Genomic DNA, 12970 nt, shown 5'->3' on the forward strand with positions numbered 1-12970 from the left:
CGTCTATGCATGAAGAAGTTCACGACGCCCGAGCATAACATCTGCGAAGCGCGCGGCGAGTAAGTTCGGCCCGTCTTCGTGAGCTAACGCACAAAGGATCGGTAAGACTTCCTAGACTTTGCGCCCGGTCGAGCGGCGCAAAGCATCGGCGACGCGTTCGAGCACGCCGTCCCAGTCACCGCGTTGCGACTGCGTGAAGAGCCGCGCGCTGGCGTACCAGGGGCTATCGTCGCGATCGCGCAACCAGCGCCAGCAACCGGCGAAGCGGTTGAGCAGCCACACCGGCTTGCCCATTGCCGCGGCCAGGTGTGCAACCGAAGTGTCGACGCAGATCACCAGATCGAGGTTGTCGATCAGCGCGGCGGTATCGGCGAAGTCCGTCACGTCGTCCATCCAGTCCGTCAAACGCGCGTTGCATGTTGCGTCGGCGCGCTTCGCGGGGTCATCCGTCTTTTGCAGACTGATCCAGCGCACATCGGGCAACGCGAGCAACGGCGCGATCTGCGCTGGGGTCAAGCTGCGTGCCCTGTCTTCCGTTAGACCTGAATGGCCACCTGCCCACACCAGGCCGACGCGCGGCAACCCGGCATCGGGCAACATGGCAAGCCGCGCGCGCCATGAAGCGGAGCGAGCGGCATCCGCATGCAGATAGGTGCCGGTGGGAATGTTGTCGAGCCGCGTGCCGAACGCCATCGGCAGCGACATCAAAGGACAATGCCAGTCCCAGTCGCTCAGGTCGGACAAGCCGTCGTCGAGCATCACAAGGCCCGGCAAATGCGCGAAAGATTCTTCGTACAAGCGCCGCAACGACGGCGGGCATATGTAGCCGACGCGCGCAAAACGTTCCAGCGCCATCGGCAGATAACGCACGAACTGCAGGCTGTCGCCATGGCCCTGCTCCGGGATGACAAGCAGACGCGCGCCGTATGCGGGCCTTCCCTGGCTGGCGTTCAGGATGTCCAGGCGCTCGCCCTTCCATTGAGGCAGGGGCAGCGTCGGACGCGCCGATACGGGGCGCCCGTCAGCATCCACGAAATTGGCCCAACGGTCTTCGAAATACGGCCAGGCCTCTTCATAACGGCCGGCGGCCAACAGGACCTGACTGAGGCTGGCACGCGCGCCGAGGTAGGACGGCGCGAGCGCGATGGCTTGCCTGAGATGCCGTTCGGCTTCATTCAGCGAGCCGAGATCCTTGAAGACCACACCCAGATTAGCAAGCGCTTGTGGATGGTCCGGCCGGAGTTCGAGCAAGCGACGGTAGACCACAGCGGCATCTTCGGAACGTCCCAGCACTTGGAGGATTACCGCCATGAAGAAGCAGAGCGGCAGTGACGCCGGTTCGAGCGCGAGCCCGCATTCGGCCGTTTGCAAAGCGCTTGCATACGCACGCAGTTTGATCTGGATAATACATAAGGTGCCGTAATACGCCGGGTGCGAGCGCACTTCGAGCGCGCGTTCGATCCAGCTTTGGGCCGACTCGAGCTGATTCGATGCGAGCGCAACCAGCCCATGCGTATGCAACGCGTCCGCATGTCCGGGGTCTTGCCCGATGACTCGGTCGAGGAGCGTTCGGGCCGTGTCGAACTCGCCTGCCAGGCGAGCCTGCTCGGCCTGATTGAACCAGGCATCAAGGGTTTCTTCGGATGGCAAAGCGGGATGGGTCGGCATGTTCGGCGCAATAAGAAAGACGGCGTCGTGTCGCGGGCGATGCTGCCTGCCGCGCGACACTGTGTGCGCGGATTATCCTTACCGCTCATCGGCCAGTCTGTAGGACCGCTCCGAAACGCCCGTCACGCGAAGCGCGCTACCGCTTCTCCAGTTTCACCACCGTCAGTGCTCCGGCCACCTCGTCGGCGATGAAGTCGATCGTGTCGCCCGGCTTGACCTGCGCGAGCATCGCCGGGTCCTTGACCTTGAATACCATCGTCATGGCGCCCATGCCGAGGTTTTCCAGCGGCCCATGCTTGATGGTCAGCTTGCCGGCCGCCGCGTCCACTTTCCTGACTTCGCCATGCGACATCGCCGTTTGCGCATCGGCGCTCGCACTCATTGGCGGCTCACTCGCCTCACCCGCCGCGTACGCCGGCGCGGAAATCATCACCATGCAACCCAACACCATTGAAGCCAACCGATTCTTCATCTCACACGCTCCCACGTTAAATACGATCCGCACGGCCAGCCCGCGACCGTCGACGTCAACCAGCCGGCAACTCGCCGGTATATTCATAAGCCACCGTTCCCTTCGGATGCCTGAACCAGCCCGGGTCGCGGTAGTCGTTGCGGCCCAGCCCCTCGCGCACTTTCACTACCGTAAACATGCCGCCCATTTCGAGCGCGCCGAATGGGCCCGTGCCGGTCATCATCGGCAATGTGTTGTCGGGGAGCGGCATCTCCATCGCGCCCATCGAGCCCCCCGTGCTGCCCATCGCCATGTAGTCGGGCACCAGCCGGTTAATGCGTTTGGCAAGGTCTTGCTGCGGCACGCCTATCATGTTCGGAACCTTATGCCCCATCGCGTTCATCGTGTGATGAGACTTGTGGCAATGAAATGCCCAGTCGCCGGGACGATTCGCGGTGAACTCGATAGCGCGCATCTGCCCGACCGCGACATCGGCGGTCACTTCGGGCCAGCGCGCGGACGGCGGAATCCAGCCGCCGTCCGTGCCCACCACTTCGAAGTGGTAGCCGTGCAGATGAATCGGGTGATTGGTCATGGTCAGATTGCCGACGCGGATCCGCACGCGATCGCCCGCGCGCACCGGCAATGAATCGATGCCAGGAAACACGCGCGCATTCCATGTCCACATGTTGAAGTCGGTCATCTCGTTGACACGCGGCGTAAAGCTGCCCGGGTCGATGTCGTAGGCGGACATGATGAACACGAAGTCGCGGTCGACCTGCATCACGCCCGGATCTTTCGGATGGACGACAAACGCGCCCATCATGCCCATCGCCATCTGCACCATCTCGTCGGCGTGCGGGTGATACATGAAGGTGCCGTGCCTCTCAAGCTGGAATTCATAGACGAAGGTCTTGCCCGGCGGAATGTGCGGCTGCGTGAGACCGCCCACGCCGTCCATGCCGCAGGGCAGCGACATGCCGTGCCAGTGGACCGTGGTGTGCTCCGGCAAGCGGTTGGTCACGAAGATGCGCACCTTGTCGCCTTCAACCGCCTCGATGGTCGGCCCCGGCGCCTGACCGTTGTAGCCCCAGAGGTTCGCGCTCATGCCCGGCGCCAACTCCCGCACCACCGGTTCGGCAATCAGATGAAACTCCTTCCAGCCGTTCTTCATGCGCCATGGCAGCGACCATCCGTTGAGTGTGGCAACCGGCGCGTACGGCCGGCCGTTTGACGGCGCGCGCGGCGGCTGCATGGAGGACGTGGCCATCGAGGGTGCTTCGGGCAGCGACGCGGCGCCGGCCTTGCTCACCAGTGCGGCTCCCAGCAAAGCGGCGCCCGAGCCGCTCATAAAATGTCGACGTGACACCATGTCATTGACCTTTGGATTCTTCGGATTGGGTGGACGACGCCGCGAGCGCGGTCATCGGCAAACGGCCGCCGACCGCCTGTTGCAAATCGGTCTGCGCGAGCCAGTAGTCCTTCAGTGCGTCGATAGCGCTATTCACCGCGCCGATCTGGTCGCGCGAATCGGCGAGCAGTTCGAACACGCTCGCGAGCATGCCGTTATAGCGGAGCAGCAGTTCGTCGGAGATGGTTTTGCGGATCGGCACGACTTCGTCGCGATAGTGCTTCGCGAGGCCGTAGCCGGACACGTAGGTTGAATACGCTTCGCGCACTTCGGAACGCGCGTTGATGGCGGTCCCGGCGAGGCGATTCGCCGACTGCATATAGATCGCTTTAGCGCGCGCCACTTTGGCGCCGCCCCAGTCGAAAAGCGGAATCTCCACACTGATTTCATAGCCCTGCTCGCGTCCGTCGGAAGTCGTGAAATTGTTTTGATAGCCGACGTCCAGCACGTTGATGAAACGCGTCGCCTTGCTCAATCCCAGTGAACTCGCGACGCTTTGCGTTTGCAGTTTCGCGGCCTGAATATCGAGCCTGTTTTGCATCGCAAACGTTTCCAGATCGCGCAACTCGGGGCGTGTGGCAGGCAGATCCGGCAGACGTTCGGGCAATGCGTATTGCGCTTGCGAACCCCACAGGCCCATTACGCGAGTGAGCTTTTCTCGCGCGGACGCCGACTGCTGCCGCGCTCGTGCCACTTGCGCCATTGCATCGGCGTAGAAGGCCTGCTCGCGCGCGTAATCGAGTTGGCTGAAGTTGCCGGCCCGCTGCATGCGCCGTGCGAGTTCGGTGCTGGCCTCGGCCGAGTCCTTCACCTGCTCCGCGTAGGCGGCCGACTGCTTCGCAGCGACTGCGCGGATGTAGGCGCGCCGTGCATCGGCGGCGACGTCGAGCATGGCGTTGGCGGCTTGCAAGCGGGCCAGTTCGAAACGACGGCTTTCGATGCGCGTCGTCAACGGCATCGTCAACACGCGCAACATGCCGAGCGTGAACGTGCGGCTGATACTCAGGTCGTCGCCACCGCGCGTGCGGCTAAACGAGAAGCCGGGATTCGGCAAGCGTCCCGCCTGAACGAGGTCCGCCTCGGCGATGCCCAGTTCGCCGTACGAAGCCTGCAAACCGCAGTTGTTCAGAAGCGCGATCTGGACAACCTCGTCCATGCCGAGCGGCGCGGACAGCAGTTCCTGTGTGCGTAGGGCAACGGCATTCCGGTCGTCCTCGGTCTTGATCAGTACGGCGTCTTTACCGAGTCGCTCGGATGCGGCGCTCGCCACAGTGCCGAAACCGCCGTCCTTCGAAAACGTCGCGCAGCCCGCGAGTAAAGTCACCGCGATGGACATGGCCACGGTGCGGGTGGCGGGAAACAGGCACGGCCTCATTTCGCCGCCCCTTCACGATGAGAACTGTGAGCGTCTTCTTCGGCCTCAGCGGTGCCCGAATGCAGCGAGCCATGGCTCGCTCCAGAGCGGCCCGCTGCATGCGTCACCGCCCGGTTGAGCGCCGGCCAGCTCGCCGCCTGCTGCTCACGGTATGGCCGATAGTCGGCCAGGACCGACGGCGTATCGAGCGCAGGCACGGATGCCGCCGGATCGGCCGGGTCGGGGAATATGGATATAGCGTACGCAAGCGCCGGCAGACATGCTGTCGCGCCGAGCGCCACAATGAACGTTCGCATGAATCGTCTCGTCAAGTACGGCCACGACGCACGGCACACGGCCGTCCATCGGGGCGGAATGAAACAACGGGAACCACGCAGCGTGAGGCTGCGAGAGAACTAGACGAGAGAGATGCGAGGAGGCCGTTCGACGCCGCCGGTCAGAAACGACGCGACGCGCACAGCGGGAGCCAGGGGAACAGCGAAATGAGCCGCGTTGCCGGACAGGGACGCAAGCGGCGTGACGGGCAGCGCGCCGCCGAAACAGCACGACGCGCAAGTGGAGCATGCGTGCGCATGATGCTCGCCGCCCGCGGGACTGTGATGCTGAAGATGAGCCCCGGCGTTATTGTCGGCGTGGTCGGCTTGTTCGGCCAGCATCGCGGCCTGGTCGTGATGATGGGTCATTGCACCGGTTGCCTGCTGGCGCGCGGGTGCCGCATCGCCCACGGAATGCGAGGACCCGCATTTCATGGAGACGGCCGCGAACGACTGAACCGGTAGGCTCAGCACGAGCAGCACGACGATGAAGAGTTTGCGCCAGTAAGACATGGGTACGGAGTCTAGCATGCAGATTTGCAAAATCGTAAGGCTGAAACGATGCCGCGCATGATGGCTTTGCGTGCGCCGATACGATTTTTACCAGCGACGAAAACCTGCTTGACCTTACCGCCGTGGGAAGGTCCACGCTCGAGTCATGACTTCTCATTGGAGGTAGGAAATGGAATTCGACGTCCCGGATATGTCCTGCGGCGGGTGCGCCAACGCAATCAAGCGTGCAGTCACGAGTCTCGATCCCGCGGCGAGGCTCGAAGTCGATGTCCCCGTTAAAATCGTCATGGTTAAGTCGACGCTGGCGGCCAGACAACTCATCGAGGCCATCGAGGCGGCGGGTTTTCATCCGTCGCCGCGAGGCTGACGGACACCCTTTTCCCAACGGACATTCACTATGAAAAAACTTCACGCCTTTCGTGCCCTTTGCCTGTTCAGCGGCTTTGCATTTGCTGTCGCGACCGCGCCTGTCCACGCCCAGCAACCGGCCGCCATGCCTGGCATGGACATGTCGAAGTCGGCGGATGCCGGCACCGGCGACGCGACGCAAGCCTTCAAGGCCGCCGACGACAAAATGATGCGCGACATGAGCGCCGACTATACGGGCAACGCCGACAAGGACTTCGTCGCGCACATGATTCCGCATCATCAAGGGGCGATCGAAATGGCGCAGGTCGAGTTGAAGTACGGCAAGGACCCGGAATTGAAGCGGCTGGCCAGAAACATCATCAAGGCGCAGCATGATGAAATCGCGTTCATGAAGAGCTGGCAGGCAAAGCACGGGGTGAAGTGAGGACGGCGCACTTGATAGCGCGGCTGGCGCTCTAGGCGCCTCGATCGTCGAACGATCCGTCCATGGCGGCGGCCGCCGCGCCGGCAGAGCCCGCAGAAGTGGCAGCCATCTCGCCCCGGCTCCTCCGCCACCCGGCCGGCGGCATTCCGAACTCGCGCTTGAAAGCCCGATTGAACGCCGCCTCCGACTCATATCCCACCTGGTCCGCCACCGCCGCCAGCGACTTTGTCCCAACACGCAACTCCTGCGCGGCAATCTGCAAACGCCAATGCGCGAGATACTGCATAGGTGGCTGACCGAGCAACTGCGTGAATCGCTGCGCCAGTGCGGAGCGGGACAAGCCCGCTTTGCGCGCCAGTTCATCGACCGTCCACCCGTGTGCCGGCTGCGCATGCATCAACGCAAGCGCACGACCGACGAACCGGTCTCCCACACCGGCGAGCCAGCCCTTCCGATCGGACGGCAGCGCGTCGATGCAGCGTCGCACCGCCTCCACGAAGAGCAGCTCCGATAGCCGCGCGAGAACAATCGCACTGCCCACTCGCCATTCCGCCGCCTCAGCCGCCGCGAACCGTAACGACGATTCGAGCCACGCGGACTGCGGGTCGTTGCGCATGTCGACTTTGAAGATGCGAGGCAGCGCGGACAGCACCGGATTGCTCAACGTGTCGTCGCACGCGAGAAAGCCGCACACCAGACGCGTGTGGTCTCCACCCCCGCCGTAGCGAAGCGCCATTAACTGTCCCGGAGCATTGCGCAACTGATTCTCGAGCAGTTCGCCAGTGGGTCCGGGCGCGATGTCGAGCGAACTGCCGAGCAGATGCGCTTCGCCTTGCGGCACGACAAGCAGTTCGCCGGCAGCCACGTAAATAGCGGAGTCAGGCTCGTCAGGGAGAGAAGCCCAGCAGCCTCCCTCCGTTATCAGATGGTAGGAGACGATACGTTCGGCCGGAGGAAGGAAGCTGCCGCACAACGCCGCGTCAGCCTGGCCGTACAAACACCAGGGTGCGGTGAAGTCGCCATTTAAATACACGGCGCCACCAAGGCGAACCAGGCGGAGCACGTCAGAAAGAGCGTCCATCGTTGTCCACGAACTTCGGCGTCCTGCGCAAAACATCTGGACGCCCGGTCATTCACCGATTTAACAGTCGCACCGATACTAGCATCCATGCGAATCCCTTACAACAATGCTAAGGAATCTTGAATGAATAGAACACTTAACCGCAATTAAGGAGGTACCACATGAATTTATAAACCCTGGCGCAATAACACTAGCGTGCATCGCACAACTTTTTCTCTGGAGCATCTCATGTCTGAAGTCCAATCTTCTTCATCACAAACCTCCGAATTCGCTGACGTCAAAGCGCGCCAGCACGCCGCGTGGGAAACGGGCAATTACGCCGTGGTCGGCACAACGCTACAGATCGTCGGAGAAAACCTGTGCGAAGCACTCGACTTGCGCGCCGGCAGCCGCGTGCTCGATGTCGCGGCGGGAAACGGCAACGGCACGCTCGCCGCCGCGCGCCGCTGGTGCGACGTCACCTCGACCGACTATGTGGCCTCGCTGCTCGACGCGGGAAAAGCTCGCGCGCATGCGGAAGGTCTGACAGCGGTGCAGTTCCGCGAAGCCGACGCCGAAGCGCTGCCCTACGCGGACGCCTCGTTCGATGTCGTCATGTCGACCTTCGGCGTCATGTTCACGCCCAATCAGGAAAAAGCGGCCAGCGAGCTGGCGCGCGTATGCAAACCCGGCGGCAAGATCGGCCTCGCGAACTGGACGCCGGATAGCTTCGTCGGCCAGGTGTTCAAGACGATCGGCAAATATCTGCCTCCGCCGCCTGGTCTCAAGTCGCCGGCGCTGTGGGGCACCCGGGCGCGGCTCGACGAGCTCTTTCATGGCAGTGTGCGCACTGTCGCCGTGACGAGCCGCGAATTCATGTTCCGATACCACTCGCCGGCGCATTGGCTCGAGGTCTTTCGGACCTACTACGGCCCGATGAACAAGGCATTCGCCGCGATGGACGGCGAACGGCAAGCGGCCTTCCAGCTCGATCTGATGACGCTGATGGAAAGCCGCAACCGGTCCGGCGACGGGACGCTCGTACTGCCCAGCGAGTATCTCGAGATCGTGATGGTGCGGCAATGAACGGGGTCGGCCGCGTACTGGCCGGCGCGGCTGTCTACCTTTTCGATCGATGGCCACAGGCCAGCGCCGTCGGCTTGCGGTGTATGTCGCTAGCTTTCGGCCTGCCGCTGTTTTCGTCAGTTTGTTTCTTCGGTCTTCGGTTCGTTCTCGCCAGCTTCGGGCTGATGTCTTAGGCTTTGCCGTCGCATCAAAACCCGTCTTTTTCCGGCTTCGTCCGTTGCGGACGAAGCCGGACGTTCGCTCAGCGCTCCTGCGGCACGCGCACCCAGCCTTCCATCAGCACCCGCGCGCTGCGGCTCATGATGGCCTTGGTGACGGTCCACTCGCCGCCGCGCTCGCTTGCCTCGGCGCCGACCCGCAACGTGCCCGACGGATGACCGAAGCGCACCGATTCTCTGGCGCCGCCACCCGCCGCGAGATTCACCAGCGTGCCGGAAATCGCCGCCGCCGTGCCGATCGCTACGGCTGCGGTGCCCATCATGGCGTGATGCAGCTTGCCCATGGACATCGCCCGCACCAGCAGATCGACATCGCCCGCGCCAATCTGCTTGCCGCTCGACGCCACATACGCGGCCGGTTTCGCGACGAACGCAACCTTCGGCGTATGCTGGCGCGTGGCGATCTCGTCGAGGTTCTTGATGAGCCCCATGCGCAACGCCCCATGCGCGCGGATCGTCTCGAACATCGCGAGCGCCTTGGCGTCGCTGTTGATCGCGTCCTGCAACTCCGTGCCCTTGTAGCCGATCGATTCCGCATCGACGAAGATGGTTGGAATGCCCGCGTTGATCATGGTCGCCTTCAGCGTGCCCACGCCCGGCACGTCCAGATCGTCCACCAGGCTGCCGGTCGGGAACATCGAGCCGCCCGCGCCCTCTTCTTCCGCGGCCGGATCCATGAATTCGAGCTGCACTTCCGCGGCCGGAAACGTCACGCCGTCGAGTTCGAAAGCGCCGGTTTCCTGCACGGCGCCATCGGTCATCGGCACGTGTCCGATGATCGTCTTGCCGATATTCGCCTGCCAGATGCGCACGACAGCCACGCCGTCGCGCGGAACGCGGCTCGGGTCGACGAGACCCGCGCTGATCGCGAACGGCCCGACCGCGGCGGAGAGATTGCCGCAATTGCCGGTCCAGTCGATGAACGCCTTATCGATCGATACCTGCCCGAACAGGTAATCCACGTCGTGATCGGGCCGGCGGCTTTTGGCGATGATCACCGTCTTGCTGGTGCTCGATGTCGCGCCGCCCATGCCGTCGATCTGCTTGCCATACGGATCGGGGCTGCCGATCACACGCATCAGCAGCGCGTCGCGCGCGGCGCCGGGCACCTGGGCCGCTTCGGGCAAATCTTGCAGGCGGAAGAACACGCCCTTGCTGGTGCCGCCACGCATGTAGGTGGCTGGAATTTTGATCTGGGGTTGGTAGGCCATGAAAATCTTGTCCTGATGTGGGCGGGTGACATGGCGTAGCGTGCCGTGTCACCCTGTCCCGCGTTGTAGCATTCGCCGCTTCAGGTGAAGCGATCCGAAAAACCAGCCACCTCAAGCCGCCTTCTTCGACGACTCGAGAAAGTCCTGCGCAAAGCGTTGCAGCACACCGCCGGCTTCATAAATGGAAACCTCTTCGGCGGTGTCGAGCCGGCACGTCACCGGCACCTCGACCCGCTCGCCGTTCCTGCGATGAATCACCAGCGTGAGGTCCGCGCCCGGCTTGCGCTCGCCGACCACATCGAACGTCTCCGTGCCGTCGATTGCCAGCGTGAGCCGGTTCACACCGGGCTTGAACTCCAGCGGCAGCACACCCATGCCGACCAGATTCGTGCGGTGAATGCGCTCGAACCCTTCGGCGACGATTGCTTCCGCGCCGGCCAGACGCACGCCCTTCGCGGCCCAGTCACGCGACGAACCCTGGCCATAATCGGCACCGGCAATCACGATCAGCGGCTGCTTGCGTTCCATGTAGGTTTCGATCGCTTCCCACATGCGCGTAACCTTGCCCTCGGGTTCGATGCGCGCGAGCGATCCGGCTTTCACCTTGCCGTCTTCAAGCACCATCTCGTTCTTCAGCGTCGGGTTCGCGAACGTGGCGCGCTGCGCCGTCAGGTGATCGCCACGGTGCGTCGCGTAGGAATTGAAGTCCTCTTCCGGCAAGCCCATCTTCGCCAGATATTCGCCGGAAGCGCTATCCGCCAGAATCGCGTTGGACGGCGACAGGTGATCGGTCGTGATGTTGTCGCCGAGCACGGCGAGCGGACGCATGCCTTTCAGGGTGCGCTCACCGGCAAGCGCGCCTTCCCAATACGGCGGACGGCGAATGTACGTGCTCATCGGGCGCCAGTCGTAGAGCGGATTGGCTTTCTCGCCTGTATCGACGGAAACCGCGAACATCGGTTCATACACCTTGCGGAATTGCTCGGGCTTCACGCTCGACGCGACGATCGCGTCGATTTCCGCGTCCGACGGCCAGATGTCCTTCAGCGTGACGGCGTGGCCGTCGGCATCGATACCGAGCACGTCTTTCTCGATGTCGAAACGGATCGTGCCCGCAATCGCATACGCCACCACCAGCGGCGGCGAAGCGAGAAACGCCTGCTTCGCGTACGGATGAATGCGGCCGTCGAAGTTGCGGTTGCCCGACAACACGGCGGTCGCATACAGATCGCGCTCGACGATCTCCTTCTGGATCGCCGGATCCAGCGCACCCGACATGCCATTGCACGATGTGCACGCATACGCGACCACGCCGAAGCCCAGTTGCTCCAGTTCCGGCAACAGCCCGGCCTCTTCCAGATACAGCGTGACCGCCTTCGAGCCCGGCGCGAGCGAGGTCTTCGCCCACGGCTTGCGAGTCAGTCCGCGCCGGTTCGCGTTGCGCGCGAGCAAACCCGCGGCGATCATGTTGCGCGGATTGTTGGTGTTCGTGCAGCTCGTGATCGCGGCGATGATCACCGCGCCGTCCGGCATCAAACCCGGCTCGTTCTCCACCTTGCCGCTGATGCCGCGCGCCGCCAGTTCCGACACCGGCAAACGGCGATGCGGGTTGGACGGCCCGGCCAGTGTGCGCACCACAGTCGACAGATCGAACTTCAGCACGCGTTCGTATTCGGCATTAACGAGGCTGTCTGCCCAGAGGCCGGTTTCCTTCGCATAGGTCTCCACCAGCTTGACGAGTTCGTCGTCGCGGCCGGTGAGCTTCAGATACTTGATGGTCTGTTCGTCGATCGAGAACATCGCGGCCGTGGCGCCGAATTCGGGCGCCATGTTGGCGATCGTCGCGCGGTCGCCAAGCGTCAGATTAGCCGTGCCCGCGCCGTAGAATTCGAGGTACGCGCCCACCACTTTTTCCTTGCGCAGGAATTCGGTCAACGAGAGCACCACGTCGGTCGCCGTGATGCCTTCGGCCGGCTTGCCCGTCAGTTCCACGCCGACGATATCCGGCAGGCGCAAATACGACGCGCGGCCCAGCATCACGCTTTCCGCTTCGAGCCCGCCCACGCCGATCGCGATCACGCCGAGCGCGTCGACCATCGGCGTATGCGAGTCGGTGCCGACCAGCGTATCCGGAAACGCCACGCCGTCTTTCACCTGCACGACCGGGCTCATGCGCTCCAGGTTGATCTGATGCAGGATGCCGTTGCCCGGCGGAATCACGTCGACATTCCTGAATGCACGTTTGGTCCAGTTGATGAAATCGAAGCGGTCTTCGTTGCGGCGATCTTCGATCGCGCGGTTCTTCGCGAACGCGTCCGGATCGAAACCGCCGCACTCGACGGCCAGCGAATGATCCACCACGAGTTGAGTCGGCACCACCGGATTGACCAGCGCCGGATCGCCGCCTTGCGCGGCAATCGCATCGCGCAGGCCGGCAAGGTCGACGAGCGCCGTCTGGCCGAGAATGTCATGACACACCACGCGCGCCGGGAACCACGGGAAATCCAGTTCGCGCTTGCGTTCGATGATCTGCCTGAGCGACGCGGTCAACGTGACCGGATCGCAACGGCGCACGAGGTTTTCGGCCAGCACGCGCGACGTGTACGGTAGCTTGTCATAAGCGCCGGGCTGGATCGCGTCGACCGCGGCGCGCGTGTCGAAGAAATCGAGCTGGGTGCCGGGAAGGCGTTTGCGGTTTGCAGTATTCATGGCGTAGGGGACAAGACAGTAATGATCCGGGGACGATGGCGGCGGCCGATCAAGATCGGCGGCCCCTTTTTTATGGCGTTTCCCTGGCGGGCCAGTCAGGCAGCACGTGTAGTTTAGCGCGCGGCAGCATGCCGGTCGGGTTTGCAGGCGGCCGCGCAAAC

The 12970-nt window shown here is 63.2% G+C and carries 12 protein-coding genes; 3 read left to right on the forward strand and 9 right to left on the reverse strand.

Annotated features, from left to right (window positions below):
* Window positions 1-111: 111 nt before the first annotated feature.
* The 6 genes from B0G80_RS33125 to B0G80_RS33150 all read right to left on the reverse strand — a co-directional run bounded on the left by B0G80_RS33125 (window position 112) and on the right by B0G80_RS33150 (window position 5750).
* Window positions 112-1668 carry a tetratricopeptide repeat protein gene (locus B0G80_RS33125; protein ID WP_181920110.1) on the reverse strand — a complete coding sequence of 519 codons (1557 nt, stop codon included), beginning with the start codon at window positions 1666-1668 and terminating at the stop codon, window positions 112-114.
* A gap of 136 nt (window positions 1669-1804) precedes the next feature.
* Entirely contained in the window at window positions 1805-2140 is a 336-nt protein-coding gene (locus B0G80_RS33130) for a copper-binding protein (protein WP_116122057.1), read from the reverse strand.
* Between the two features lie 55 nt (window positions 2141-2195).
* Window positions 2196-3491 carry a multicopper oxidase family protein gene (locus tag B0G80_RS33135; RefSeq protein WP_116122058.1) on the reverse strand — a complete coding sequence of 432 codons (1296 nt, stop codon included), beginning with the start codon at window positions 3489-3491 and terminating at the stop codon, window positions 2196-2198.
* A 1-nt stretch (window position 3492) separates the two neighbouring features.
* A complete protein-coding gene (locus tag B0G80_RS33140) occupies window positions 3493-4905 on the reverse strand; it encodes a TolC family protein (protein ID WP_116122059.1) in 1413 nt (470 codons plus the stop codon).
* Window positions 4902-5201, reverse strand: a complete 300-nt coding sequence (locus tag B0G80_RS33145) for a hypothetical protein (protein ID WP_116122060.1) — start codon at window positions 5199-5201, stop codon at window positions 4902-4904. Before B0G80_RS33145 ends, B0G80_RS33140 begins: the two co-directional genes overlap by 4 nt.
* A 99-nt stretch (window positions 5202-5300) precedes the next feature.
* Window positions 5301-5750, reverse strand: coding sequence for a hypothetical protein (locus B0G80_RS33150; protein ID WP_116122061.1), 450 nt, complete (start codon window positions 5748-5750; stop codon window positions 5301-5303).
* 151 nt (window positions 5751-5901) lie between these two features.
* On the opposite strand from B0G80_RS33150, the gene B0G80_RS33155 reads away from it, so the two are divergent.
* Together B0G80_RS33155 and B0G80_RS33160 are read left to right on the forward strand one after the other, a co-directional pair.
* Window positions 5902-6099: a heavy-metal-associated domain-containing protein gene (locus tag B0G80_RS33155; protein ID WP_116122062.1), complete on the forward strand. Its 198-nt coding sequence runs from the start codon at window positions 5902-5904 to the stop codon at window positions 6097-6099.
* 30 nt (window positions 6100-6129) lie between these two features.
* Window positions 6130-6525, forward strand: coding sequence for a DUF305 domain-containing protein (locus B0G80_RS33160; protein ID WP_116122063.1), 396 nt, complete (start codon window positions 6130-6132; stop codon window positions 6523-6525).
* Window positions 6526-6556: 31 nt separating this feature from the next.
* On the opposite strand, the gene B0G80_RS33165 is transcribed toward B0G80_RS33160, so the two are convergent.
* On the reverse strand, window positions 6557-7606 hold the full coding sequence (locus tag B0G80_RS33165) for an AraC family transcriptional regulator (protein WP_116122064.1): 1050 nt from the start codon (window positions 7604-7606) through the stop codon (window positions 6557-6559).
* A gap of 228 nt (window positions 7607-7834) precedes the next feature.
* On the opposite strand from B0G80_RS33165, the gene B0G80_RS33170 reads away from it, so the two are divergent.
* Complete coding sequence (locus tag B0G80_RS33170) at window positions 7835-8671, forward strand: class I SAM-dependent methyltransferase (RefSeq protein ID WP_116122065.1); 837 nt, start codon at window positions 7835-7837, stop codon at window positions 8669-8671.
* A gap of 241 nt (window positions 8672-8912) precedes the next feature.
* Here the strand turns inward: B0G80_RS33170 and prpF are convergent, their stop codons facing one another.
* On the reverse strand, window positions 8913-10100 hold the full coding sequence (gene prpF, locus B0G80_RS33175; protein ID WP_116122066.1) for a 2-methylaconitate cis-trans isomerase PrpF: 1188 nt from the start codon (window positions 10098-10100) through the stop codon (window positions 8913-8915).
* A gap of 111 nt (window positions 10101-10211) precedes the next feature.
* Window positions 10212-12809 (reverse strand): Fe/S-dependent 2-methylisocitrate dehydratase AcnD, encoded by a 2598-nt coding sequence (gene acnD / locus B0G80_RS33180; RefSeq protein WP_116122067.1) that lies wholly within the window; start codon window positions 12807-12809, stop codon window positions 10212-10214.
* Window positions 12810-12970 lie beyond the last annotated feature (161 nt).

This window comes from Paraburkholderia sp. BL6669N2, assembly GCF_003387275.1.
GTDB lineage: Bacteria > Pseudomonadota > Gammaproteobacteria > Burkholderiales > Burkholderiaceae > Paraburkholderia.

Bases quoted from the DNA above. Each gene is read 5' to 3' on its own strand.
- B0G80_RS33160 (WP_116122063.1), top strand. From the start codon at position 6,130: ATGAAAAAACTTCACGCCTTTCGTGCCCTTTGCCTGTTCAGCGGCTTT.
- B0G80_RS33140 (WP_116122059.1), bottom strand. From the start codon at position 4,905: ATGAGGCCGTGCCTGTTTCCCGCCACCCGCACCGTGGCCATGTCCATC.
- B0G80_RS33165 (WP_116122064.1), bottom strand. From the start codon at position 7,606: ATGGACGCTCTTTCTGACGTGCTCCGCCTGGTTCGCCTTGGTGGCGCC.
- B0G80_RS33155 (WP_116122062.1), top strand. From the start codon at position 5,902: ATGGAATTCGACGTCCCGGATATGTCCTGCGGCGGGTGCGCCAACGCA.
- B0G80_RS33125 (WP_181920110.1), bottom strand. From the start codon at position 1,668: ATGCCGACCCATCCCGCTTTGCCATCCGAAGAAACCCTTGATGCCTGG.
- B0G80_RS33145 (WP_116122060.1), bottom strand. From the start codon at position 5,201: ATGCGAACGTTCATTGTGGCGCTCGGCGCGACAGCATGTCTGCCGGCG.
- B0G80_RS33130 (WP_116122057.1), bottom strand. From the start codon at position 2,140: ATGAAGAATCGGTTGGCTTCAATGGTGTTGGGTTGCATGGTGATGATT.
- prpF (WP_116122066.1), bottom strand. From the start codon at position 10,100: ATGGCCTACCAACCCCAGATCAAAATTCCAGCCACCTACATGCGTGGC.
- B0G80_RS33135 (WP_116122058.1), bottom strand. From the start codon at position 3,491: ATGGTGTCACGTCGACATTTTATGAGCGGCTCGGGCGCCGCTTTGCTG.
- B0G80_RS33170 (WP_116122065.1), top strand. From the start codon at position 7,835: ATGTCTGAAGTCCAATCTTCTTCATCACAAACCTCCGAATTCGCTGAC.
- acnD (WP_116122067.1), bottom strand. From the start codon at position 12,809: ATGAATACTGCAAACCGCAAACGCCTTCCCGGCACCCAGCTCGATTTC.
- B0G80_RS33150 (WP_116122061.1), bottom strand. From the start codon at position 5,750: ATGCTAGACTCCGTACCCATGTCTTACTGGCGCAAACTCTTCATCGTC.